At 71.3% G+C, this 24,302-nt stretch carries 23 protein-coding genes and 1 tRNA gene; 9 read left to right on the top strand and 15 right to left on the bottom strand.

Annotated features, from left to right (window positions below):
- Window position 1: 1 nt before the first annotated feature.
- Both IPM43_12030 and IPM43_12025 read right to left on the bottom strand, forming a co-directional pair.
- Window positions 2-1,627 (bottom strand): phospho-sugar mutase, encoded by a 1,626-nt coding sequence (locus tag IPM43_12030; GenBank protein ID QQS24134.1) that lies wholly within the window; start codon window positions 1,625-1,627, stop codon window positions 2-4.
- Window positions 1,624-2,640: an adenosine kinase gene (locus IPM43_12025; GenBank protein QQS24133.1), complete on the bottom strand. Its 1,017-nt coding sequence runs from the start codon at window positions 2,638-2,640 to the stop codon at window positions 1,624-1,626. Before IPM43_12025 ends, IPM43_12030 begins: the two co-directional genes overlap by 4 nt.
- Before the next feature lie 70 nt (window positions 2,641-2,710).
- Here IPM43_12025 and IPM43_12020 point away from each other — a divergent pair, with 70 nt between their 5' ends.
- From IPM43_12020 to IPM43_12010, 3 genes are read left to right on the top strand one after another with little or no spacing between them, the layout of a single operon-like run.
- The gene (locus tag IPM43_12020; protein ID QQS24132.1) at window positions 2,711-5,257 is read left to right on the top strand and encodes a M1 family metallopeptidase; all 2,547 of its coding nucleotides are present in this window, start codon (window positions 2,711-2,713) and stop codon (window positions 5,255-5,257) included.
- A gap of 34 nt (window positions 5,258-5,291) precedes the next feature.
- Entirely contained in the window at window positions 5,292-5,612 is a 321-nt protein-coding gene (locus IPM43_12015; protein ID QQS24131.1) for a TraR/DksA family transcriptional regulator, read from the top strand.
- A 13-nt stretch (window positions 5,613-5,625) separates the two neighbouring features.
- Window positions 5,626-6,801, top strand: coding sequence for a hydroxymethylglutaryl-CoA reductase (locus tag IPM43_12010; protein ID QQS24130.1), 1,176 nt, complete (start codon window positions 5,626-5,628; stop codon window positions 6,799-6,801).
- On the opposite strand, the gene IPM43_12005 is transcribed toward IPM43_12010, so the two are convergent.
- The 3 genes from IPM43_12005 to IPM43_11995 form a co-directional block, all read right to left on the bottom strand.
- Window positions 6,798-7,772 (bottom strand): alpha/beta hydrolase, encoded by a 975-nt coding sequence (locus IPM43_12005; GenBank protein ID QQS26450.1) that lies wholly within the window; start codon window positions 7,770-7,772, stop codon window positions 6,798-6,800. The genes IPM43_12010 and IPM43_12005 overlap by 4 nt on opposite strands.
- Window positions 7,773-7,882: 110 nt before the next feature.
- Window positions 7,883-8,737: a 3-methyl-2-oxobutanoate hydroxymethyltransferase gene (gene panB, locus IPM43_12000; protein QQS24129.1), complete on the bottom strand. Its 855-nt coding sequence runs from the start codon at window positions 8,735-8,737 to the stop codon at window positions 7,883-7,885.
- A gap of 18 nt (window positions 8,738-8,755) precedes the next feature.
- Window positions 8,756-9,853: an acyl-CoA dehydrogenase family protein gene (locus IPM43_11995; protein QQS26449.1), complete on the bottom strand. Its 1,098-nt coding sequence runs from the start codon at window positions 9,851-9,853 to the stop codon at window positions 8,756-8,758.
- A gap of 238 nt (window positions 9,854-10,091) precedes the next feature.
- On the opposite strand from IPM43_11995, the gene IPM43_11990 reads away from it, so the two are divergent.
- Complete coding sequence (locus IPM43_11990; protein QQS24128.1) at window positions 10,092-10,763, top strand: winged helix-turn-helix transcriptional regulator; 672 nt, start codon at window positions 10,092-10,094, stop codon at window positions 10,761-10,763.
- On the opposite strand, the gene IPM43_11985 is transcribed toward IPM43_11990, so the two are convergent.
- The 5 genes from IPM43_11985 to moaC form a co-directional block, all read right to left on the bottom strand.
- Complete coding sequence (locus tag IPM43_11985; GenBank protein QQS24127.1) at window positions 10,753-13,302, bottom strand: AAA family ATPase; 2,550 nt, start codon at window positions 13,300-13,302, stop codon at window positions 10,753-10,755. The genes IPM43_11990 and IPM43_11985 overlap by 11 nt on opposite strands.
- Window positions 13,302-14,399, bottom strand: a complete 1,098-nt coding sequence (locus IPM43_11980; GenBank protein ID QQS24126.1) for a metallophosphoesterase — start codon at window positions 14,397-14,399, stop codon at window positions 13,302-13,304. The genes IPM43_11985 and IPM43_11980 overlap by 1 nt, the downstream gene beginning before the upstream one ends.
- Before the next feature lie 174 nt (window positions 14,400-14,573).
- Window positions 14,574-14,646 (bottom strand) — tRNA-Ala (locus IPM43_11975).
- A 72-nt stretch (window positions 14,647-14,718) separates the two neighbouring features.
- Window positions 14,719-15,318 carry a hypothetical protein gene (locus tag IPM43_11970; protein QQS24125.1) on the bottom strand — a complete coding sequence of 200 codons (600 nt, stop codon included), beginning with the start codon at window positions 15,316-15,318 and terminating at the stop codon, window positions 14,719-14,721.
- Between the two features lie 86 nt (window positions 15,319-15,404).
- Complete coding sequence (gene moaC, locus IPM43_11965) at window positions 15,405-15,920, bottom strand: cyclic pyranopterin monophosphate synthase MoaC (GenBank protein QQS24124.1); 516 nt, start codon at window positions 15,918-15,920, stop codon at window positions 15,405-15,407.
- Window positions 15,921-16,018: 98 nt separating this feature from the next.
- Here moaC and IPM43_11960 point away from each other — a divergent pair, with 98 nt between their 5' ends.
- The gene (locus IPM43_11960; protein QQS24123.1) at window positions 16,019-16,708 is read left to right on the top strand and encodes an alpha/beta hydrolase; all 690 of its coding nucleotides are present in this window, start codon (window positions 16,019-16,021) and stop codon (window positions 16,706-16,708) included.
- Window positions 16,709-16,721: 13 nt separating this feature from the next.
- Here IPM43_11960 and moaA read toward each other — a convergent pair whose 3' ends face one another.
- Window positions 16,722-17,741 carry a GTP 3',8-cyclase MoaA gene (gene moaA / locus IPM43_11955; protein QQS24122.1) on the bottom strand — a complete coding sequence of 340 codons (1,020 nt, stop codon included), beginning with the start codon at window positions 17,739-17,741 and terminating at the stop codon, window positions 16,722-16,724.
- A gap of 2 nt (window positions 17,742-17,743) precedes the next feature.
- Window positions 17,744-19,015, bottom strand: coding sequence for a molybdopterin molybdotransferase MoeA (locus IPM43_11950; protein QQS24121.1), 1,272 nt, complete (start codon window positions 19,013-19,015; stop codon window positions 17,744-17,746).
- A 49-nt stretch (window positions 19,016-19,064) separates the two neighbouring features.
- On the opposite strand from IPM43_11950, the gene IPM43_11945 reads away from it, so the two are divergent.
- Entirely contained in the window at window positions 19,065-19,676 is a 612-nt protein-coding gene (locus tag IPM43_11945) for a putative glycolipid-binding domain-containing protein (GenBank protein QQS24120.1), read from the top strand.
- Between the two features lie 82 nt (window positions 19,677-19,758).
- Here the strand turns inward: IPM43_11945 and IPM43_11940 are convergent, their stop codons facing one another.
- Window positions 19,759-20,631 carry a UTP--glucose-1-phosphate uridylyltransferase gene (locus IPM43_11940; GenBank protein ID QQS24119.1) on the bottom strand — a complete coding sequence of 291 codons (873 nt, stop codon included), beginning with the start codon at window positions 20,629-20,631 and terminating at the stop codon, window positions 19,759-19,761.
- Window positions 20,632-20,734: 103 nt separating this feature from the next.
- On the opposite strand from IPM43_11940, the gene IPM43_11935 reads away from it, so the two are divergent.
- Both IPM43_11935 and IPM43_11930 read left to right on the top strand, forming a co-directional pair.
- Window positions 20,735-21,142: an FmdB family transcriptional regulator gene (locus tag IPM43_11935; GenBank protein QQS24118.1), complete on the top strand. Its 408-nt coding sequence runs from the start codon at window positions 20,735-20,737 to the stop codon at window positions 21,140-21,142.
- Window positions 21,143-21,211: 69 nt separating this feature from the next.
- Window positions 21,212-21,847, top strand: coding sequence for an SAF domain-containing protein (locus tag IPM43_11930; GenBank protein ID QQS24117.1), 636 nt, complete (start codon window positions 21,212-21,214; stop codon window positions 21,845-21,847).
- 11 nt (window positions 21,848-21,858) lie between these two features.
- Here IPM43_11930 and IPM43_11925 read toward each other — a convergent pair whose 3' ends face one another.
- Together IPM43_11925 and IPM43_11920 are read right to left on the bottom strand one after the other, a co-directional pair.
- Window positions 21,859-22,689, bottom strand: a complete 831-nt coding sequence (locus tag IPM43_11925) for an undecaprenyl-diphosphate phosphatase (GenBank protein QQS24116.1) — start codon at window positions 22,687-22,689, stop codon at window positions 21,859-21,861.
- An 11-nt stretch (window positions 22,690-22,700) separates the two neighbouring features.
- Window positions 22,701-23,417 carry a PHP domain-containing protein gene (locus IPM43_11920; protein QQS24115.1) on the bottom strand — a complete coding sequence of 239 codons (717 nt, stop codon included), beginning with the start codon at window positions 23,415-23,417 and terminating at the stop codon, window positions 22,701-22,703.
- Window positions 23,418-23,464: 47 nt separating this feature from the next.
- On the opposite strand from IPM43_11920, the gene IPM43_11915 reads away from it, so the two are divergent.
- A complete protein-coding gene (locus IPM43_11915; protein ID QQS24114.1) occupies window positions 23,465-24,301 on the top strand; it encodes a sugar nucleotide-binding protein in 837 nt (278 codons plus the stop codon).
- Window position 24,302 lies beyond the last annotated feature (1 nt).

Raw genomic sequence — 24,302 nt, 5'->3', positions numbered from 1 at the left:
CTCAGGGCCGGGCCGGGGCGGTGAGCAACGACACGAGGGCGTCGACGAGCGGCCCCGGGTCCTCACCGATCGCCTCGGCGTACAGCTTCACCTTCGGCTCCGTGCCGCTCGGACGCACCTGCAACCGCACCGGCGACCCCGTGTCGTCGGCGGGGGCGATGAAGATGCGCACGAGGTCGGCCTCCGGGTAGGTGCTGACCGCGGTCACCTGGCGACCGCCGACCTGCGCGGGAGGTGAAGCCTGCAGGCGCCCGACGGCGGCTGCCGCAGCGATGGGTTCCATACGGATGCTGCGCTCGGTGGTGACGTAGCGCCCGTAGCGCGCGGCAAGCGAGTCGAGGCGCCCTTGCACGGTGGTGCCCTCAGCCGCCGCCACCGCGGCGATCTCGGCCATCAGCACTGCCGCGGTGATCCCGTCCTTGTCGAGCGGCTGTCCGGTGACGAGGAAGCCGAGCGCCTGCTCGTAGCCGAACACGAACCGCAGCTCAGGGTGGCTGAGCGCGGTGTGGGCGATCCACTTGAAGCCGGTGAACGTCTCCTCGCAGTGCACGCCGTGGTCGGCGGCGATGCGGGCGAGGAGCGAGGAGGAGACGAGGGTGGTCACCACCAGCCGGTCGGCGCCGGAGGTGTAGCCCAAGATGTGGTCGGCGAGCAGCCAGCCGATCTCGTCACCGCTCAGCTTGCGCCAGCCGCCGCCCTCGGCGGGGATTGCGGCGCCGAGACGGTCGGCGTCGGGATCGTTGGCGATCGCCAGCACCGCCCCGGTCTCGTCCGCGAGATCGAGCAGCAGGTCCATCGCCCCGGGCTCTTCGGGGTTGGGGAACGGCACGGTCGGGAACGCGGCGTCGGGCTGCTGCTGCGCGGCGACGACGCCCGGGCGGGGAAAGCCCGCGCGGTCGAACGCGGCGAGCAGGGTCTCCCCACCGACGCCGTGCAACGCGGTGGCCACGATCGGCACGCCCGCCACGTCGGGGCGCAGGCGGACATGGGGCACTGCGGCGAGGTAGGCCTCATACGGGGACTCGTCGAGGTGCTCGACGAGTGGATGATCCTCGGGTGCCAGCTCGACGGTGGTCGGGTCGACGGCCGCGATGCGGGCGGAGATCTGCTCGTCGGCCGGCGGCACGATCTGAGCGCCTGTGCCGAGGTACACCTTGTAGCCGTTGTCGGCGGGCGGGTTGTGGCTGGCGGTGACCATCACCCCGCCCGCCGCGCCGAGCTCGGTGATGTTCCAGGCGAGCACCGGTGTCGGCAGTGGTCGCGGCAGCAAGCGGGCCCGCATCCCGCGGGCCGCGGCCACCCGCGCCGTGTCGAGTGCGAACGCGTCGCTCTTGCGGCGGGCGTCGTAGCCGATCAGCAGCCCACGCTCCGCCGCCGAGGGATCTTCGGCCAGCAGGTGGTCGACCAGCCCGGCTGCGGCCTGGCGGACGACGAGCCGGTTCATGCGCAGCGGCCCGGCGCCCACCGCGCCGCGCAGGCCGGCCGTACCGAACAGCAGCCGGCCGGCGAACCGGGCGGAGAGCTCGGCCGGCTCACCGCGCAGCAGGGCGTCGAGCTCTGCGGCGATGTCGGCATCGGGCTCCGCCGCCAGCCATCTGCGGGCGGTGACGTTCGCGTCGTCGTTCATCGCGTCCCTCCTGTCGCCAGGTCGGCCGGGACCAGGTGGCGCAGCTCGGTCAGCGGGCGGGGCCCGATGTGCGAGATCACCTCGGCCGCGGCGATCGAGGCGAGCCGTCCGCACGCCTCAAGCGGGCGCCCATGGGTGTACCCGTGGAGGAACCCGGCTGCGTACAGGTCTCCGGCACCGGTGGTGTCGAGCACGTGGTCGACATGCTCGGGGGCGACCTCGACGATCGCGTCGTGGGTGATCGCGATCGAGCCCATCACCCCGCGCGTGATCACCGCCAGGCGGGCGTCTTGGCGGACGGCGGCGACGGCGGCCTCGAACGTGTCGTGCTCGTACAGCGCGAGCAGCTCGTGCTCGTTGCCGAACAGGATGTCGACCTCGTCGGACACGAGCGCGCGGAAGTCGTCGCGATGGCGCTCCACGCAGAAGCTGTCCGACAGCGTCAGTGCCACCTCGCGCCCGTTGGCGTGGGCGACACGTGCCGCGTGGCGGAAGGCTGCCTTCGCGTCGTCACGGTCGAACAGGTATCCCTCCATGTACAGCACCCTGCCGGCGGCGATCGTGGCGTCGTCGACGTCACTCGGCTGGAGGTAGGACGAGACGCCTAGGTAGGTGTTCATCGTCCGCTGCGCGTCGGGGGTGACGACGATGATGCAGCGCCCTGTCGCCATCTCGTGCAGCAGGCCACCCGGGCGGAAGGTCACGCCGACGGCGCGCAGGTCGTGGCCGAACACCTGGCCCAGCTCGTCGTCGGAGACCTTGCCGATGTAGGCGGCCCGCCCGCCGAGGCTCGCGACGCCGACGACGGTGTTCGCCGCCGATCCCCCGCTCATCTCGACCGCCGCCCCGAGCGAGCGGTAGAGGTGCTCCGCGCGCGAAGCGTCGACCAGCGTCATCGAGCCCTTGACGATGCCCTCGTGGTGCAAGAAGTCGTCGCCGGCGTGGGCGATGACGTCGACCAGCGCGTTGCCGATGCCGACGACGTCGTACAGCGGCGGAGGCGCGTCGGGCACGCCGGGAGACGCTACCGCGCCGAGGCGGGAGCGGGCCGCCCGCGCCGCCGCCACAGCTACCCTGCCCGTCGTGCCCGAGCTCGATCCCCACCGGTTGGCCCGCCATGCACGGCCGCGCCGCTACGACCTGACACTCGTTCCCGACCTGGCTGCAGCACGCTTCGCGGGCGACGTCACCATCCACGTGGACGTCGACGAACGCACCGACGAACTGGTGCTGAACGCCGCCGAGCTCGACATCGACGTAGTCGAGCTCGACGGAGTCGAGGCCTCGTGGCGCCTCGATCCGGATGCCGAACGGCTCTTCGTGACGCCGAGCGCCGGGCTGGGCACCGGCAGCTGCACCCTGCACGTCGCCTTCCGCGGCACGCTCAACGACAAGCTGCGCGGCTTCTACCGCAGCACGTTCGTCGACGGGGCCGGCGCCGAGCACATCATCGCCACCACCCAGATGCAGGCAACCGACTGCAGGCGCGCCTTCCCCTGCTGGGACGAGCCGGAGTGGAAGGCGGTGTTCGGGATCACGCTCGTGGTGCCGAAGGATCTGCTGGCGATCAGCAACGGCCCCGAGCTGGAACGAACTGATCGACCCGACGGCACCGTCGCCGTTCGCTTCGCGGACACGATGCCGATCAGCACCTACCTCGTCGCGTTCGTCGTCGGCCCGCTCGAAGCGACTCCGGCGGTCGACGTCGGCGGAGTGCCGCTGCGCGTCGTGCACGTGCCCGGCAAGGCCCACCTCACCGGTTTCGGGCTCGACGTCGGTGCGTTCGCGCTGCGCTGGTTCGTCGACTACTACGGCATCCCCTACCCCGACGCGAAGATCGACCTCGTCGCGCTGCCCGACTTCGCGGCAGGGGCGATGGAGAACCTCGGCTGCATCACGTTCCGCGAGAGCGTGCTGCTCGTCGATCCGGCGACGAGCACGCAGCAAGAGCAGCAGTCCGTCGCCGACGTCGTCGCGCACGAGCTGGCCCATATGTGGTTCGGCGACCTCGTCACCATGCGGTGGTGGAACGGCATCTGGCTGAACGAGGCATTCGCGACGTTCATGGAGATCGCCGCGTGCGCCGCGTACCGCCCCGACTGGGACCGGTGGACCAGCTTCTCGTTGGAGCGCTCGATTGCGTTCGAGACCGACTCGCTGGCAACGACACGCCCGGTGGAGTTCGAGGTGCGCTCACCCGCCGACGCCGATGCGATGTTCGACGTGCTGACCTACCTGAAGGGTGGCGCGCTGCTCCGGATGCTCCAGCAGTATCTGGGCGAGGACCGCTTCCGGGACGGGGTCCGGCACTACCTGCGCACCCACGCGTACGCGAACACCGAGACCTCCGACCTGTGGGACGCGATCGAGACGGTGGCCGACGAAGAACCGGTACGCGCGCTCATGGACTCGTGGATCTGGCAGCCCGGCTTCCCGTTGGTCACCGCGGGCGTCGACGGTGACGACGTGGTGCTCACCCAGCGCCGCTTCGGCTTCACCAGCAAGGTCACCGACGACCCGGCGACGTGGCTGGTGCCGGTCCACGTGCGCACCGGCGACTCCCCCGACGTCAAGGTGCTGCTCGCCGACGAGCCGGCGCGCATCCCCTGCGGCGAGGGTCCCGTCGTCGTCAACGCCGGCGGCCACGGCTTCTACCGCGTCTCCTACGACGACACGCTGCGTTCCCGGCTCACGGGCGCCGCCCTGCGCGGGCTGTCCACCGTCGAGCGGTACCTGCTGCTCGACGACGCCTGGAACGCGGTGGTCGCCGACGAGCTCGCCGCGGCCTCCTTCCTCGATCTCGCCGCGGGCTTCGGCGAAGACGACGACCTCGCCGTCTGGCAGGCGCTGACCGTCGGCCTGCGCGGCATCGGGCGCCTGGTCGACGGCGAGGCCCACGACGCGTTCCGCGATCGAGTGCGCTCCCTCGCCTTGCCGGCGATCAGCCGTCTCGGGTGGGAACCCGTCACCGACGAGGACCCGTTGCGGGCCAAGCTGCGCGGCCTGCTCGCGGTGACCGTCGCCGTGCTCGGCAACGACGCCGAAGCGCAGGTGCGCTGCCGCGCGCTGCTCGACGCGGCCGACGCGGCTCCGGGCGGCTTCGGCGTCGACCCCGAGCTCGTCGCTGCGGCGACGAGCGTCGTCGGTGCCACCGGTGACGCCCGCGACTTCGAGCGCTTCCTCGGCCAGTTCCGCAGCCCGGCCACTCCCCAAGAACAGCTCCGTGCCCTCTACGCGCTGGCCGAATTCGACTCGCCCGAGCTGGTGGAGCGCGCATGCGAGCTCGCGTTCAGTGGCGAGGTGAAGACCCAGAACGCGCCGTTCCTGCTCGGGCGCTGCATCGCGAACCGCAACCACGGCGCGCTCGCCTGGCAGATGGTGCGCGCGCGGTGGGACCACGCCTGCGCGACGTTCCCCAACTCGACCATCGTGCGCATGATCGACGCGGTCAAACTGCTGAACACGGCCGAGCTCGAAGCAGACGTGCAGGCGTTCTTCGCCGAGCACCCGATCCCTCAGGCGGCAGCCACGCTCGCCCAGGTGTTGGAGCGCCAGCGGGTCAACGTGGCCCTGCGTGAACGGGAGGAAGGCCGGCTCGGCACCCTGCTCAGGGGCACCGGCCGCCGGTAGCATCGTATGGTTCCCGTCCCACACGAGGTCCATCATGTCCGCCACCCCCACCGAGCCCGCTGCCGAAGCCGGCGACGAGCACCTGCGCCACCAGGCCGATACCGCGCAGGTTCAGCTTGCTCGGCTCGAGGCCGAGTACGCCCAGCTGCTTTCCGATCCCGATTCCATCCAAGAGGATCGTGACGGCACCCGCACGCTGCTCGAAGCTGCCCGCCTCACCCTCGAACGGGCCGAGAGCGCGCTACGCCGCCGAGCCGAGGGTTCCTACGGCAAGTGCGTGCGCTGCGGCGCGGCGATCGCCCCCGAGAGGCTGGAAGCGATCCCCGAGGCGACGACCTGCGTCTCGTGTGCCTGAGGAGGGCCAACCGATGACCGACCAGTCCCCGCGCATCCCGCGGGCTGCCGAGGACTACACCGCCGAGATGGCGGCTGCCCGACGCCGGTTCGTGCACGAGCACACCGGCGTCTCCCTCGACCACGTCGGCTCGTACTCGCTCGACCCGGCGACGCTGCCGGGCAACATCGAGCAGTTCACCGGCGTCGCCCAGGTGCCGATCGGCATCGTCGGGCCGCTGCGGGTCAACGGTGAGCACGCGCAGGGCGACTTCTGGGTGCCGCTCGCCACCACGGAGGGCACCCTCATCGCCAGCTACAACCGGGGCATGCGCCTGCTCGCCGCATCCGGCGGCGTCAACTGCACCGTCGTCGACGACGCGATGCAGCGCGCACCGGTCTTCCTCTTGACCGGGGCGCGTGAGGCACGTGACTTCGCCGAATGGATCGACGGCCACTTCACCGAGATCAAGGCCGTCGCCGAGGCGACGACCAAGACCGGGCGCCTGATCCGCATCGAGCAGTACGCCGTCGGGCCGATGCTCTACCTGCGCTTCGACTACACCACCGGTGACGCCGCCGGCCAGAACATGACCGGCAAGGCCACGTTCGTCGCCTGCGAGTGGATCAAGGACCAGTTCCGGACGCACCCCGAGTACGTGCTCTCCGGCAACATCGACACCGACAAGAAGCACTCCCACATCAACATGCTGCGCACCCGCGGCAAGCGGGTGATCGCCGAGGCGATCATCGACCGCGAGCTGCTGCTCGAGCAGATGGGTGTGGCGTCGGAGACGCTCTCGCGGCTGCGCCAGGTGTCCTCGGTCGGTGCTCTGCTCGCCGGCTCGGCCAACAACGGGGCACATGCCGCCAACGCGATCGCGGCGCTGTTCATCGCCACCGGCCAGGACGCGGCGAACGTCGCCGAGTCACACGCCGGCATCACCTACAGCCAGCTCCTGCCCGACGGGCGCTACTACTGGTCGATCACCCTGCCGTCGCTGATCGTGGCCACTTACGGCGGCGGCACCGGTCTCGCCACTCAGCGCGAGTGCCTCGAGATGCTCGGCTGCTACGGCGCGGGCAAGGTCGAGAAGTTCGCCGAGATCTGCGCCGGCGTAGTGCTCGCGGGCGAGATCTCGCTCGCGTGCGCGGTGGTGCACGGCGACTGGGTGCCGAGCCACGACATGCTCGGGCGCAACCGGCCCTAACCGGCGACGGAGCCGAGGAACTCGAGCAGGATCTCGTTCACCTCGTCGGCGCGCTCTTGCTGGGTCCAGTGACCGCAGCCGGGCAGGATCACCGACCGGTGCAGGGCGGTCAGGTTGGTGGCAAAGCGCTCGATCGCGCGCATGCCCCAGAGCGTCGGGCCGTCACGGTCGCCGCCGACGAACAGCGCCGGCACGTCGATCGGGCGACCGTGGAACGCGCTCAGGTCGTCCCAGTCACGCTCGATGTTGCGGTACCGGTTCAATCCGCCGGTGAAGCCGGTGCGCTCGAACTCGCCGACGTAGACGTCGAGATCGTCGGCGCTCATCCACGACGGCAGCTCGTCGGGCACGACGAACCGATCTCTCAGCTGGCCACCCGGCGCGACGGTGGCCATCGTTCCGGCCGCGGGGTCTGCGGGCGGGGCGTCGCCGGAGGCGGTGAAGTAGAAGCCGAGCAGCCACCGCCGCACGTCGGACTCGATCTCGGCCTCGGCCCGCCCGGGCTGCTGGAAGTACTGGATGTAGAACTCCTCGGCGCCGGCGAGGGCACGCATCGCCGTCAGCGGACGAACACCACCGGGGGGCGAGTAGGGCACCGACAACCCGGCGACCGCGCGGAACACGTCCGGGCGCAGCAGTGCCGAGGTCCACGCGATCGGCGCTCCCCAGTCGTGGCCGACCACCACCGCCTGCTCCTCGCCCAGCGCGCCGACGAGCCCGACGTTGTCGGCCACGTGGCACAGCATGCGGTAGGCCTCGATCTCGGGCGGAGCCGACGACCTGCCGTAGCCGCGCACGTCCAGCGCAACGGCCCGGTAACCCGCGTCGGCGAGAGCGTCGAGCTGGTGCCGCCACGAGTACCACGACTCCGGAAAGCCGTGCACGAGCAGCACGAGCGGCCCCTCGCCCGCCTCCACCCAGTGCAGCCTGATCCCGTTCACGGTCTCGATGCGGTGACGCCAGCGCTCCATGGCTCGCGAGGTTGCCATCGTCAGCCCTTCTCCGGCGCACCGGGGCTCGTCTGCCCACGTCGAGAGCGGCGCATCCCCGCTTCGTCGGGCCGACCGGCGAGTGAGCCGGCTCAGCCGTCGGTGTACTCGTGCTCCGGGCCGGGGTAGCTGCCGGCCTCGACCTCGGAGCGGTACGCGACGGCTGCGTCGAGCAGCGTGTCGGCGATGTGCGCGTACTGCTTCACGAACTTCGGGATGCGACCGGTGGTGAACCCCGCCCAGTCGGTCCACACCATCAGCTGACCGTCGCAATGCGGGCCGGCGCCGACGCTGATCGTCGGGATGTCGAGCTCCTGGGTGACCTGCGCGGCGATGCCCGACGGGACCATCTCGAGCACGACCGCGAACGCGCCGGCTTCCTCCACCGCGTGGGCATCGGCGAGGAGCTGGGCCGCGCCTTCGCCGCGACCCTGGATGAGGTGACCGCCCAGGCCGTGCTCGCTCTGCGGGGTGAACCCGATGTGGGCCATCACCGGGATGCCGGCCTGGACGATCTGGCGGATCTGCTCGGCACTGCGCTCGCCGCCTTCGAGCTTCACGGCGTGGGCCCCGGTCTCCTTCATGAACCGGATCGCGGTGTGCAGGGCCTCTTCCGGCCCGGTCTCGTAGGAACCGAACGGCATGTCGGCGATGACGAGCGCGCGGTTGACGGCCCGCACGACCGCGCTGCAGAAGGGGATCAGCTCGTCGACGGTGACCGGGATGGTCGTGTCGTAGCCGAGGACGGCGTTGCCCGCCGAGTCGCCGACGAGCAGGAAGTCGATGCCGGCGCGGTCGAAGATGCTCGCCGACAGGCAGTCGTAGCTCGTCAGCCCGGTGATCTTGATCCCCTGCTCCTTGGCACGCTGGAAGTGCCTGGTGCGGACCCTCTTCAACGACTCCGGCGAACTCGAGCTACCCCCGTACGGTCGCTGCTCCTCGGACATGGCGCCACGGTAACCCGCTCACCCGGCACGCACGCCCTCCCCGGCGCCGATCGGGTCGAGGCCGAGCGCCACTCTGCCGGTGAACATCTCCTGCTTCGCCGCGGGTAGCGGGTGGTAGAGGGCGCCGTGGACGTCGCGGTAGAGCCGTTCGATCCCGCCCCCCGTGGTGTAGCCGACCCCGCCGGCGGCCTCCATCGCCAGGCGAACGGTGTCGATCGCCGCTTCGGTGGCGACGGTCTTGTTGCTGAGCACCGCGGCCGAGTGCTCGACGGTGGCGGCGAAGCGCATGTCGTCGTTCGTCTCGATGATCGCCCCGACGGCGTTCTGCGTGGTCCGCAGGCGGTTGACCATGCGCCCGATCACCGGTGCCGCGACCGCGGGGTCGCTGCGCTTGCGGGCCAGCTCGATCGCCCGTTCGGCCGCCGCTTCGGCCACGCCGACGTACACGGCGAGGACCAGCGGCAGCGCGACGCCCACGACGACGTTGAAGACCGAGTGCCACTCACCGGCAGCGCGGTAGAGCGACACCGCCGCCTCGGGAACGAAGACGTCGTCGAGAACGACCGTGTGCGAGCCGGTCGCGCGCATTCCCATCGTGTCCCAGGTCTCTTCGACGCTGACCCCCTCGGCGGTGAACGGGACCGCGAAGTGGATCACCTGCGTGCCCTCCGGGCTGTCCTCCCACCTGGCGCTCGTGACGACGATGTCACCGGCCGGAGCCCCGCTCGCCGGGCTCTTGCGTGCCGAGACCCTGAAGCCGCCGTCGACGCGCGAGGCGGTGCCGTGCGAGTCGACCCAGTCCGACGCTCCCGTGGACACGAGCACGAGGTCCTCGTTGGCGACGCGGGCCGGCAGCGGCGCCGGCAGGTCGTGCTTCAGGCGCCAGACCTGGGCGGCGACGAGGTGGCTGTGCATCGACAGCGTCAGCGCCGTTGCCGGGCATCCCTTGGCCAGGGCGGCCAGCACCGCGCACGTCTCGGCGAACGTGGCTCCCCCACCGCCGAGCTCGCTCGGCACGAGCATCGACGTGAACCCACGTCGGCGCATCAGCGCCATTCCGTCGCTCACGAAGTCTCCGCGGCGGTCGTGCTCGGCGGCATCGGGCGCGATCAGCATTGCGGCGTCAGCGGCCCGCTGCGGCCACGTTCCTGCAGGGTCGGTTCTCGTCCAGTGGGTGTGCTCGGTGAGCATCGCATTCACTCCTTCGGTCCGGTCATAGGCAGGATCGATCGAGCATGCACCTGTTTCCGAACGGCGGATAGTCCAGATCCGCTACTTCGCCGGTACATGATCTGGACCCGGGCTACGCTCCCGTTCACGAATCGAGGGGTACCGCTGTAAGGGGGACCGACAGATGGCGCCACGCGACGGGGGTTACGGCCAGTACTGCCCGATCAGCCGCGCGGTCGAGGTGCTCGGCGAGCGCTGGTCGCTGCTGATCGTGCGCGACATGCTCTGCGGCTTCAACCGGTTCAACGACCTGGCACGGTGCCTGCCCGGGCTCTCCCGCTCGTTGCTCACGAAGCGCCTCCGCCAGCTCGAGCTCGCCGGAGTCGTCGAGAAGCTCGACGGGGGCTACGTGCTGACCGCGGCGGGCGAGGAACTGCGCCCGATCGTGTTCGGGCTCGGTGAGTGGGGAGCCCGCTGGCAGTTCGGCGACCCCTCCGAGCACGAGCTCGACCCGCAGCTGCTCGTCTGGTGGGTGCACCGGCGCCTCGACTTCAGCGCGCTCCCCGACCGGCGGATCGTGCTCGAGTTCCGCTTCAGCGACGACAGGAGGAGGTTCTGGATCGTGAAGGACACCCTCGGGCCGTCCGTATGCACCCACGACCCCGGTTTCGACGTCGACGTCTTCGTGTCGAGCGACGTCGCGACGCTCTACTCGGTGTGGATGGGCAAGGTCGAGCTCGCGGCGCCGCTGCGGTCGGGATCGCTGCAGCTCACCGGCACCGCGGCCCTCGTGCGCCGGATGCAGGACGTGTTCTTGCTGAGCCCCATCGCGCCGGCCGTCGCCGCTACCTGCTGACCACCGCCAGCACGTCCAGCTCCACCAGCCGATCGCGGGGCTCGGCGAGGGCGCGTTGCGCCCAGCAGCGCACGTCGTCCTCCTGCGTGAACAGCACTACCTGGCGGGTGGCACTCACCTCGTGGAGGGCGTCGAGCAGCGCGAAGGTGCGCTCGGCATCGGCGTGCACGGTGGGATCGTCGAGCAGGATCGGGCACGGCTCGGCCGAACCGAGCACGTCGCTGATCGCCACCCGCAGCAGCAAGTAGACCTGCTCGGCGGTGCCGTGGGACAGGCGCGACGCGTCGACCTGGCTGCCGTCGGCGAGGCGCACGTTCACCTGCAGCGTCTGCGGATCGACGACGACCTCGTGGTACCGCCCGCCGGTGACCGTGGCCAGCGGCCGCGAGGTCTTGGCGGCGAGGACGGGCGCGATGTCGTGGTGAACACGCACCTCCGCGCCCACCAGGAATCTTCTCGTGCGAGCCAGGACGTCGTCGAGGGCCGTGACCCGGTCGAGCTCACGCGCAGCGGCGGCCTTTGCCTCTTCGGCCTCGGCCACATTGGGAGCGATGCCGGCGAACTCCGCCAGGGCGCGCCTGGCCCCCACCGCCTCGGCGTGCGCGTCTTCGGCCCGTTGGCGCAGGTCGGCCAGCATCGTCTCGAATTCGGGACCGCGCGCATCTGCGCCGAGATCGTCGACGGTGGCGTCGACGTCGCCGGCTGGGTCGTCGAGACGGGCCCGCAGCTCGCGAGCTCGCCGCGCGATCAGGTCGGTCTGGGCGGCGAACTCGGCGGGGGTGGCGCCCCGGAGGAGTCCCTCGAGCTCGAGCGACTCCTTCCACTGCCGCTCGGTCTCCTCCAGGTTCGCCTGCCGCATCGTGAGCCACTGCTCGAGCCCTTCGGCCGCGTCGGGCGCCGAGCCGCTCGCGCGCTGTTGGCCCACCTCGGCCGCGAGCTGCACCACGCCCTGCGCGGCGGCGGCGAGGCGCTGGAGATCATCGGCGCGCTGGCGCTCCGCGCTCTTCGCCGCGCGCAGCTCGTGCGCGAGCTCGCTGCGGCGCACGTCCTGCTCGTGATCGGCGCGCCGGCGTCGGCACGCGGCTGCGTAGCGGTCGTAGGCGGACTGCACACCCAAGAGGTCGGTGGCAGGAACTCCGCGCAGGTCCTCGCCGCGCGCCGCGACGGCCCGCGCGAGCGCTTGGCAGGCCACCAGCTGGTCGGCAGCGAGGCGGCCACGGCGCTGTTGCCACTCGGATCGGCGCCGCGATTCGCCCTGGACGGACACGCTTACGCCTGCGCGTGACCGTGCCCGGCGAAGGGCACCGGCTACGACGAGCACCACGCCGAGAACGCCGACCAGCGCGAAGGCCGGGCCGACGAGCACCGCGGCGGCACCGGCGGCGACGGCGACCACCGCACCCGCAGCGATGAGGGCGGTGCTCGCGTCGAGCGAAGCGACCGGCGTGAGCTCGGGCTGCGTGAGCTCGGGAAGTGACTTGTCGTGCCCGGCGAGCTGGGCACTGATCCAGTCGAGCGAGGCCTTGGCCGAGCCGACCGATCCGTCGATCTCGCGGTCGCCGGACGCGGGGTGAGGCAGGGAGGCCAGCTCTGCCTCGACTGCCGAGCTCGCCCGTTCGGGCGGCTCGGGTACCGCGGGGCGCGCCATCCACGTGTGGAGAGCCGCCTGGACCCGGGCCGCGAGCTGGGCGTCATCGGCGGGGCCGGGCGGCGCCGAAGGGTAGGTGGCGGCCAGGTGCTGCACCCGAGCGTTCGTTTCGAGCCGCTCCTTCGCCGACAGGGCGGCATGCGCTGCCTCGGCTCGGCGAGCCGTGCGCGTTGCCTCGGTGGCCGCGCGCTCGGTTTCTTCGACGTACCCGGCCCGGCGCAGCACCTGATCGTGCACCGCCCGGGCTCGGTCGAGCTCACGTGCCGTCTCTTCGGCACGCACGAGGGCTGCCTGCAACGGTCGCCGTGAGTTCGCGCGCCGCTGGCCGACCTGCGTTTCGAGGAAGCGGTCGAGCGAGGCGATGGCCTCGCTGGCGGTGGACTTCGTGCCAGCAGTCGCCGCCGCGCGCTGGAGATCGTCCTGCAGGGCGCCCGCGTCGGCGGTGATGCCCAAGATGGCCGCCTGAGCGACGCAGGCGACCGCCTTGAAGGTCTCCCGGTCGAGCCCGACGAGCTTGGCCCCGTCGGGGCTGTTGTGGTGCAAGAACTCGACGGTGCGGTCGCGGCCGAGGTCGGCGTCGAGCGCGGTGCCCGTGCGCTCGGCGAGGTTTTGGCGGAACTCGATCCGCTCACCGCGTTCGAGGGTGACCGTGACACCGACCGCCCAGCGGTCGCGCGAGCGGGGGCGCCGGCGGCTCTCCAGTTCGCGATGCTCCTTCGTGGTCGCCCCCCTGGTGCGCGCGACACCGCAGAGCCCGGCCACCATCGCGGCGTGCCAGCTCGACTTGCCGGACTCGTTCGGGCCCCAGATCACGTTCATCCCCGGCGCCGGTTCGAGCACTGCGCCGTCGAAGGGACCAAAGGCGTCTGCGCGTACCTGCGAGAACCACATCAGGGCACCTCCAGATCCGCTCGCCCGTCGAAGGCGCGCAGCCCGGTGACGAGAATGCGCCGGCGCAGGTCGTCTTCGAGCTCGGCTGCATCGAGCACGTCACGGACGAACTGGCCTCTGACGGTCTGCTCCCGGGTGAGGGCGTCGACGTCGTAGGCGACCGTGACCTCGCCGAACTGGGGCATGTAGGCCTCGAGTGGGTGCTCGACACCGCGGAGGTCGTCGAGGCCGAGGTGGACGTCGGGGGCCAGCTCGCCAGAGACGGTCACCCTGGCCACACCCCGCAGGGGGGCGAGCCGCTCGGCGATCCTGGCCCGCACCTCGGTGGCGCTCGAGCACCCTGTGGCGTCGACCGCCACGTCGTGCCACGGCGAGGCGGCGAGCGCCACCGGCGTCGCGGTGACCCCCGCAACGGCCACGTCGATCACGAGCGCGCCGCGCTCACCGGTCTCGCCGAAGCTGAGCGGGGACGGATTGCCCGGATAGGCGTACCAGCGCCCGGCGCGGGCCCGGTGGTAGTGCCCGACGAGGGCGAACGCGAAGCCGGCGGCGGCGATGTCGGCCTCGTCGAAGGGCGCGTGCACCTGCTTGCCCGCCTCCTGGAACGCCAGACCACCTCGTTCGGAGCCGTGGAACAACGCCAGGTGGGTCTCCGATCCACAGGTGTGGAAGCCGTTCAGCAGGTTGGGCGTATGAGCCGGCCGGAGGTGGGCCGCGCCCCAGACCGTCACCCCGTCGGCGAGGGCGAACCGGGTGAAGGTGGAGCTGTCGAAGACCACCACGTTCGGCGACCACTCGACCTGGCGGTAGAGGCTCTGCGGGCCGAACCAGTCGTGGTTGCCGGGGGCGATCAGCACCGGGACGGGTGCCAGCTCGGCGAACGATGCCTGCAGGAAGGCCCCGGTGTCGGCGCTGAAGCGGTCGTGCTCGTAGAGGTCGCCGGCGATGGTCAGCGCGTCGAAGCCGCCGCCCCCGACCAACTGGGTGGCCCGCTGCAGCGCCTCACGGAGGTGGTGCCGGAGCTGCCTGGCCACCTCTGGCGCTGCCCAGCCGAAGGGGGTGTCCAGGTGCACGTCCGCCAGGTGCAGGATCCTCACGATCGCCACAATACGAAAGGGGTGTAGCGCGCCCGCCGCCGGCTACCGCTTCCCCCCGCGCGTTCTCGGTCGGATTTGTGACACATAGCGCGACTCAACCGACCGAGAACGCGTGGGGAGCCGACCACCTCTTCGAGATGTCGGAGGCGATCGGCTCTGGACGACCTCGACGGGTGGAGGTGAGGGGAATCGAACCCCTGGCCTCAACAGTGCGATTGTTGCGCTCTACCAACTGAGCTACACCCCCGCGGGCGAGGCGTCATGCTACAGGACGCCCCTGCGATCCCCCAGCCGTGGCCGGGGTGCCTCAGCAGGCGGCTCAGGCGGCGTGGAACCACTCGTGGCCGTAGGTGCGCACGTCGGACTGCTGACGGAGCTGGACCAGCTTGTAGCAGTAGCCGACGAGGGACACCGCGGCCAGCACGAAGGCGTACACGAACAGGTCGCTCTTCGTGGTGAAGGCACAGAACGCGGTGATCGCGGTGGTTGCGATCAGGCCGAACAGCACGTTCTGGCGGCGCTGGCGCACGACCGTGGCGCGGTTGACCTGCCGGCGCAGATGGGCCTGGGAGTGGTGCCGGGAGACGCCGGCGCTGTGGGCGTCACGGCGCACCGGAGCGTGGCGCGTCATCGTCGCCTGACGAGAGAGGTGCTCGGTCTGGTGAGTGTGTTGACCGGTACCCGGGCCGGGGCGGTGCGTGCGGCTGCCGGGTCGTGGCGCCGGAGCGAGCGGACGGGCGAGGGAGCGCATCGGCGCCATCGCCCCCCGGACGGGAACCGTTCGCTGCAGCGTCGAGAGCTGACGACGGAAATCGACCACCGACGAGCTCGGCCGGTTGTCGATGCGGCTACGCAGTAGCGGCGGGATGAGGACGGCTGCCCATGCTGCTCCGACGACGAGCAGGATGATCTTGCTCACGCGTTATACCTCTCAGTTGTCGCCATGAGTTTCATCATGTCCATGATGTTCACGCACCGCGCGACCAGCCACAGCGGATCGCTTTGTTACGAATCTACTACGTTCGTGACGGAAGGACCAACATCGCCCGTGCGACGGTAGACGCCGGAGCGGCCTCCCGTCTTCTCCCACAAGGTGAGTTCCCCGATCACCATTGCCCGATCGGCGGACTTGCACATGTCGTAGATGGTCAGCGCCGCCGTCGCACACGCATGGAGCGCTTCCATCTCCACTCCGGTGCGATCGACGGTCTCGACGTGGGCCTCGACGGCCACGTGGTCGTCGCCGATCTCGAAGTTCACCGAGACCGAGCCGACGAGGAGCGGATGGCAGAGCGGGATCATGTCCGCCGTGCGCTTGGCGGCCTGGATGCCGGCGACCCTGGCAACAGCCAGGACGTCGCCCTTCTTCACCTCGCGGTTGGCGATCGCGGTGGTCGTGTCGGGCATCATGAACACCTTGCAGCGGGCCACCGCCCGACGGTGCGTGGGCTCCTTCGGCGTCACGTCGACCATCCGGGCCCGACCGAGCGGGTCGAGGTGGCTGAAGGTGAGATCGCTCATCCGCCGACGATCGTAAACGAACCGGATCCGCAGAGCGCGGCACCCGGCGCGGCAGCGGCCTGGATCGGGGCCCCGGCACCCGCCCCTATCCTTGACCCGTGGCCCGCGCGATCCCCGTTCCCCACCCCGGCGACACCTGGCGTGAGGCCGCCGCTGCGGCCGAGCTGCCCCTGCTCGTCGCCCGATCTGCACGCCTTCGCCGTCAGCCCCGCGGTCACGGCGAGCCGGTGCTGGTGGCGCCCGGGTTCGGCGCCGGCGACGCCTCCACCGCACTGCTGCGCGGCTACCTCGCCCGGCTCGGCTACACGGTCTCGGGGTGGGGGTTGGGGCGCAACACCGGCGACGTGGCGGTGCTCCTGCCCCAGCTCGTCTCGCTGGTCGAGGAGATGCATCGCGAGCACGGCCAGCCGGTGCGCCTCGTCGGCTGGAGCCTGGGCGGATACCTCGTGCGCGAGGTGGCCCGTGAGCGTCCGGCGCTGGTGCGCCAGGTGATCACGCTCGGCAGCCCGGTGGTCGGCGGCCCGAAGTACACCACCGTCGGGCACGCCTACCGACGCCAGGGCATCGACGTCGACCAGGTAGAGCGCATCGTCGACGCGCGCGGCGCCGTCCCGATCAGGGTGCCGATCACGGCGATCTACTCCAAGGCCGATCGCATCGTCGCCTGGCAGGCCTGCATCGACGAGCGCAGCCCGAACGTCGAACACGTCGAGGTGCGCAGCACTCATCTCGGCCTCGGCATCTCCGCCGACGTGTTCGAGGTGGTGGCACAGGCTCTCGCCCGCTGACCGACGCCCGGCCTCAGCCGCCGATCTGGCTCATCGAGCGCCGCGGGCGCACGAACGTGACCTGGTTGATCTGGTGCCCGGCCCACTTCGTGGCGACCGCACGCTCGATCTCGCCGGCGAGCTCGTCGTCGGTGGCGCCGGCCCGGATGAGGGCCCGCAAGTCGAACTCGTCGGTGGCGAAGAGGCAGGTGCGCAGCTGGCCGTCGGCGGTGAGGCGCACGCGGTCGCAGTCGCCGCAGAACGGCTTGGTCACCGACGGGATCACGCCGACCGTGCCCGCCCCGTCGAGGTAGCGCCAGCGGTCCGCCGGTGCCGGCCCGCGTCCGGGCATCTGCTCCAGCGGATACACGGCGTGGATCCGGGCCACGATCTCGTCCTGGCTGACGACCCTGTCGGGCACCCATCGACCGGAGGCGTCGAGGGGCATGAACTCGATGAACCGCAGCTCGACGCCGCGCTCTCGCCCGAACTCGGCCAAGGCGACGATCTCGTCGTCGTTGACGCCCCGCTCGACGACGGTGTTGACCTTGACCGGCGCGAAGCCGGCCTCGATCGCGGCGTCGATCCCGTCGAGCACGCGCAGCAGCTCGTCGCGCCGCGTGATCGCCTCGAACCGCTCCCGGTCGAGCGTGTCGAGGCTGACGTTCACCCGGTGCAGTCCAGCGGTGCGCAGCTCGTACGCGAGCAGCCGCAGCGCCGCCCCGTTGGTGGTGAGCGACAGGTCTACCGGTGCTCCCGCGACCGGCGAAGCCGCGTCGGCAGGCACCGTGATACCCGACAGCTTCTGCACGAGGACCGCCAGATGGGCCCGCACGGTCGGCTCGCCGCCGGTGAGGCGGATCCCGTCCACGTGGTAGCGCTCGACGAAGAGCCTCGCCAGCCGCTCGATCTCCTCGAACGTCAGGATCTCGCTCCGCGGCAGCCAGATCATCCCCTCGGAGGGCATGCAGTAGGTACAGCGGAAGTTGCAGCGGTCGGTGACCGAGATGCGCAGGTCGCGGACGGTGCGACCGTACGAGTCGACCAGATCCATCTCTAGAGGATACGGGTGCCCGGCGACAGCAGCATCACGGTCACCTCCGACCCCTCGTCCACCCCGTCGCCGTCGGGCAGCTCGACCAGCGCGTTCGCGGCCGCGGTGGCGGCGAGCTGGTGGCTGCCCTGGGCCCACGTGGAGCGCACGTGCACCCGACCGTCGTCGCCGAAGTGGGCGATCGCCCGCTGGTAGTGCACCTTTCCGTCGGGACTGCGCCGCAGGGCCTGGTCGGCGACGGCCCGTGCGCTCGGCAGCGTCAGCTCCTTGGCCGGCTGCCCGGCCATCTGGCGCAGCCCGGGCCGGGCGAGCAGCTCGAAGCTGACGAGCGAGCTGACCGGATTCCCGGGCAGCCCGAACACCGGCACCGCGCGTCCGTCGTCGGAGCGCAGCAGCCCGAACGCGAACGGCTTGGCGGGCTTGATCGCGATCTGCATCCACGACATCTCCGCGATGCGCCCGAGGACGGCCTTGACGACGTCGTAGTCGCCCATGCTCACCCCGCCACTCGTCACGACGGCGTCGCAAGTCGCCGCACCTTCGCGTAGGACGCGCTCGAGCAGAGCCTCGTCGTCGCGCACGATCCCGAGGTCCACCGGCACCGCACCGGTGGCCGCGACGAGCCCGAGCAACATCACCCGGTTGCTCTCCCGGATCTGGCCGGGGGCGAGCGGCGAACCGTCGTCGACCAGCTCGTCGCCGGTGGACAGCACCGCCACCCGCGGGCGCGGGTGCACCACGGGGTGGCGGCAATTGACGCTCGCCAGTACCCCCGCGACGGCCGGGCCGATCTCGGTCCCGGCCCCGAACAGGCGGTCGCCGCCGTGCACGTCATCGCCGGCGCCGCGCACCGCATCGCCGGGCTGCGCGGCGCGCATGATCTGCACACGGACGCTGCCGTCGAGCACCTGAGGGTCGCCGAGCAGCACCGTGTTCTCCACCATCACCGCCGCGTCGGCACCGGCGGGCAGCGGGGCCCCGGTCATGATCCGCAGCGTCTCGCCCACTCCGACCACGCGGGCCGTAGCGGCTCCGGCGGCGAGCTCGCCGATGACGCGCAGCTCGACCGGCGTGCCCACCGACGCGCCCGCGGTGTCGGCGGCCCGTACCGCATAGCCGTCGACGGCCGTGTTCGCGAAGGGCGGCACGTCCTCGGCGGCGACCACCTCGGCGCCGAGCACGCAGCCGGTGGCCTGTTCCAGCGGGATCGCCCGCGGCGCAAGGGGGCTGCATGCACGCAGGACGAGCGCACGCGCTTGCTCGATCGGCACCATCGTGGTGACGGTACCCAGTCCTAGCCGTGCCCTGGCACACTCGACGTCGATGCCCCCGCCCGACGAGCCCGCCATCGGCTACCCGCCGGTTCCCGTCGACGGATACGCGGTGTCCTGGGAGTCGTGGGAGTCGTGGGAGCCGTGGGAGTCGTCGGAGCGCTCGAGCAGCGAGCGGTGCACGCTGCGCTGGGAGAACGAGGGCTGGACGGTCGAAGGCGTCGTCACCGGCGTCGACGTGCACTACGTGGTGCGGCTGTCGGCGAGGTGGCGCGTGCAGCAGGTGCTGCTGTTCCGTGACCTGCCCGATCCGGACCTGTGGCTCGCCACCGACGGCGGGGGTCGATGGGGCGAGGTCGGCGGCGCCCACCGGGTGGAGCTCGACGGATGCGTCGACGTCGAGATCGGGTGCACCCCGTTCACGTACTCGCTCCCGATCAGGCGCCTACCGCTGGCCGTCGGCGAGAGCGCCCGCACCGAGGTGGTCACCGTCGACGTCGAGACCCTTGCCGTGCGGCGCGAGCAGCGCACCTACACCCGCAACGCGACCCATCGGTTCACGATCCAGGGCACGGGTGGCTGGGCGACGGCGGTGGAGGTGGACGAGTACGGCCTCGTGATCGACGAGCCCAACCGCTTCCGCCGGGTACAAGCCAGCCCCTAACCACCGTTCTCGGTCGGATGAGTCGCGCTATGTGTCACAAATCCGACCGAGAATTGAGGGGTGCTCGGGCGACTGGGCGCCGTCAGGAAGCGGAGAGGCGCTCGTCGAGCCAGGTGCGGAACTGAACCGCGAGGTCGGGGTGCTCGAGGCCGGCGTCGACGACGGCGCAGAGCCAGCCGAACGGGTTGCCGGTGTCGTGGCGGCCGACGCCCGAGAGCAGGCCGTGGAACGGCGAGCGACGAGCCTGGGCCCGCAGGGCGTCGGTGAGCTGCAGCTCTCCTCCCGAACCAGGGCGGAGCACGGCGATCTCGTCGAACACGTCGGGGGTCAGCACGTAGCGCCCGATGATCACGAGCTCGCTCGGGGCGTCTTCCACGGCCGGCTTCTCGACCACGTCGGTGATGCGCACCACGCCGTGGGCGTCGAGCTCGCCGTCGGGGCAGACCACCCCGTAGCGGGAGACCTGGTCGCGCGGCACCTGCTTCAGGGCGACGACACCACCGGCGGTGCGCTCGCAGAGCTCGGCCATTCCCTGCAGCAGCGACGAGTCCGCCATCACCTCGTCGGGCAGCAGCACGGCGAAGGCCTCGTCGCCGACCAGCTCCCGGGCGCACCCCACCGCGTGGCCGAGCCCCTGCGGCTCGTCCTGGAACACGAACGAGACGCGCACGTCGCCGCCGAAGCGGCGCAGCCTGTCGGCCAGGCCCGAGCGACCCTGCTCGTCGAGCACCGCTTCCACCTGCGGGTCACGCCGGAAGTAGGCCTCGACAGCGGGCTTCGCGTGGTTGGAGACGACGACCACGTGGTCGATGCCGGCGCCGATCGCTTCGTCGACGACGAGCTGCAGCATCGGCACCTCGATGATCGGCAACAGCTCCTTCGGCACCACCTTCGTCGCCGGGAGGAACCGGGTGCCGAGGCCGGCAGCGGGGATCACCGCGGTGTGCACGTGCATGGGCGAGCAGGGTAACCGTGGCCGCAACTGTGGTTGGTGAACGCCCGGCGGCTAACGTTGGCACTCGAACTATCCGAGTGCTAATGCCGTCCGGGAGCGAGCGATGCCCACGTACGTCTACAAGTTCGTCGACACGGGCGAGACGATCGAGGTCCAGCAGGCCTTCACCGACGACGCGCTGATCGAGCACCCTCATCCCTCCGACGGCAAGCCGCGGGCGGTGAAGAAGGTGTTCACCCCCGTCGGCGTGACGTTCAAGGGGTCCGGGTTCTACAAGACAGACAGTCGCAAGGGCTCGGGCACCGGTGGTGGATCGACCAAGTCCGACTCGGCGGCGGCGTCGACGACGTCGGGTTCGTCGGGCGACGGGTCGAGCACCGCCGGCTCCGGCAGCGACGGCGGCACCTCGTCGGGAACTGGCGCGTCCACGACGACGTCGGACAAGCCCGGCGCGGCGGCGGCCACAACCGCCCCGGCGAGCAATCCGGGCAAGGCGACCAGCACCGACTGAGCCTCACCGGGCGGTAGCGTCCAACGCCACGGCTTCCCCCGAGCGCAGCGCGCACCCCGGGATGACGCCATGTACGACCAGCTCGGTCTCTCCGACCTCCGCCGCCGGGCCGATGTCGCCCTCGCCAAGGCGACCCGTCGCCGATGGCCGGCCCGGTTGTGCGTCCTCGCCGCCGTCGCCGCGGTGGCGTGGGCGACGATCACGGCGCTCGACGCACTCGACGCCGAGCGCAGGCGATGGGGCACGACTGCTGCGGCGGTCCGCGCCAGTCGAGCGATCGACGCCGGCCGATCGATCTCCGCCGACGACGTCGACACCGTCGAGTGGCCGCTCGCCGTCCTTCCCCCCGGTGCGCTCGCCGAACCTCCGCTCGGCAAGACGCTGCTCCACCCGGTCGGTGAGGGCGAGCTGCTGACCGCCGCCGACGTCAGCCCGGCCGGCCCGCTCGCGATGGCCCCCGCCGGCTGGCGCGGCGTCGCGTTCAGCCGCTCGTCGCTCTCCGGGCTACCCCTCGCGCCGGGCGATGCGGTAGAGGCCGTCGTCGGCGGTGAGGTCGTGGCCGGCGGTGTGGTTGTCGCCGTGGCCGCGAACGACGTGCTCGTCGCCTTGCCGCCCGGTGCCGCCGCGACGGTCGCCGAAGCGTCGGCCGGGGGCCGGGCGACGCTGGTGCTGGTCGCCCCGCCGGAGGAGACGACACCGCCGTAGGTGGTGCGTGCTCAGCGCCATCCCGCGGCGGCGACCACCAGCACGGTCACGCCGAGCACGATGCGGTACCACACGAACACGTCGAAGGTGTGCGTGCGCACCAGGCGCAGCGTGCCCCACACCGCGAACCAGCCGGAGATCGCGGCCGCGATCACTCCCGCGATCATCGGAGCCAAGAGCCCCTCCGGGATGCCGTCCAGCACCAGCTTGCCGAGCTTGAACACGACCGCGCCGACGATCACCGGGATGCTCATCAGGAACGAGATCCGCGCCGCGGCGTCGCGGTCGAACCCGGTCACCCTCGCCGCGGTGATCGTGATCCCCGACCGTGAGGTGCCCGGGTTCAGCGCCAGCGCCTGAGCGGCACCGATCGCCAAGGCGTCGCGCGCCGTGTACGACTCCATCGCCCGCCCGCCCTGGAGCCTGTCCGCCCAGGCGAGCACCAATGCGAACACGATCAGCGAGATGCCGATCAGCACCGGTCCTCCGAGCGCGGTGTCAATCCAGCTCTCGAGCAGCGCTCCCACCGCCGCGGCGGGCAGTGCGGAGACGACCAGGAAGAGGGCCAGCTTGCCCTCGATCGTCGGGGGCACGCTGCGGCGGAACACCGCCCGCAGGCCTTCCCGCACGTATACGACGAGGTCGCGGCGGAAGTACCCGACCACCGCGACGAGCGTGCCGATGTGCAGCGCCACGTCGAAGGCCTTCTTGATGCTCTCGTCCTCGAGGTCCTCCCAGCCGAACAGCCACGGCACGAGCAACAGGTGCCCGCTCGACGAGATCGGCAGGAACTCCGACAGGCCCTGGACGATGCCGAGCACGATGGCGTGGACGATGGGCACGGTCCCCGGTTCTATCGGGATGCAGCAGTCGACGGCACGATGCGCGCCGTCCACGGGCGCGGCTCGTCCCAGTGGTGACCGACCACGACGGCATCGGCGAGCTTGGCCAGGAAGTCGGCCGGGCCGTCGAAGTCGGGCATCTCCACGTACGCCGCGCCGAGCGCGTCGGGGACGTGGGCGTCGCTGCCCGCCCCGGCGAGCACGCCGTGCTCGGTCGCGAACTCGGCTGCACGCCGGTTGAGGCTGGGCAGCGACGTCTTCGCATTGAGCACCTCGACCGCGTCGACCAGCCCTGCCGCGCACAGCTCGACGAGCGCCGGCTCGGCCAGGTTGCGCCGCATCGGGTCGAACGGATGGGGCACGTAGACGACACCACCCTGGTCGCGGATCGCCCTCGCCGCGGCGGCCGGCGGCGTGCCGAACGGGACGACGTCGGTGAGGAACAGCCCGATGATCTCGCCGGCGTGGGTGCGCAGCTCTTCGCCGACGACGACGCGACACGGCAGCAGGCGAGTCAACTCGTGCGCGCCCTTCACCGCGTTGTGGTCGGTGATGCAGAGCACGTCGAGACCGCTGGCCACGACGGACTCGCGGACCTCGTCGGGCGTGGTCGTCGAATCGCCGCTCCACATCGTGTGGCTGTGCATGTCGACGCGCACCCAGCCGGGCCGGGTGGCAGCGCCGAGGTGAGGGTGGCGGGCGAGGGCCGCGGCCGCGGGAGTGGGCACAGGCGCACGACCGTACCCGCGCGAGCCCGCTGCGTATGCTCCGGTCCGTGCCGCGGACCGGGTTCTGGAGGCCGCCACGGCAGAACGCGATGTTCCTCACCGGAGGCAGCGGGTTCCTCGGTCGTCACCTCGCCCGGCACCCGCTCGTCGAACGCTGGGAGCTGATCGCCCCCGGATCGACGCTGCTCGACCTGCGCCGGCGCGAACCGGTGATCGAAGCAGTCCGCGACTGGCGGCCCCAGGTGGTGGTGCACCTCGCGTACCGCCGCGACGACCGCCACTCGATCGTCGACGCGAGCCGCAACGTGGCCGAGGCCGTCGCCGCGTCGGCGGTGAACACGCGGCTCGTGCACGTGTCGAGCGACGTCGTGTTCGGGGGCCGCGCGGCGCCTTACGTGGAGCCCGACCCGCCTGACCCGGCCACGGATTACGGGCGCTGGAAGGCCGAGGCCGAGTCCTGCGTCGCCGCGGCCTGCCCGAGCGCGGTGCTGCTGCGCATCTCGTTGCTCTACGGCACCGACCTGCTCTCCCCCCACCAGCTACAGGTACGCCGCGCCGCTCAGGGTGACCCGTCGACGACCTACTTCACCGACGAGGTCCGCTGCCCGACGCACGCCGACGACGTGGCGGCGGCGATCTTCGCCCTGGCCGAGTTGCGCGACGTCTCCGGTCCGCTGCACGTGGCCTCGCCCGAGCCGCTGGACCGAGCCGCGTTCGCCAAGCACGTCGCCCTTTGGTGCGGCCTCGATCCGGCGGTGCTGCGCACGACGACCCTCGCCGAGTCGGGGATCGCACGCCCGGGCCGGGTGGTGCTCGACGTCACCCGGGCGGCGGCGCTCGGGATCACCTGCCGACGGGCGTCAGAGGTGCTGCGGCCCGCCTGAG

It is taken from the genome of Actinomycetota bacterium, from assembly GCA_016700055.1.
Classification (GTDB): Bacteria; Actinomycetota; Acidimicrobiia; order Acidimicrobiales; family Ilumatobacteraceae; genus Kalu-18.
The sequence above is the reverse complement of the archived record's forward strand: the minus strand, read 5'-3'. Positions and strand labels throughout refer to the sequence as shown.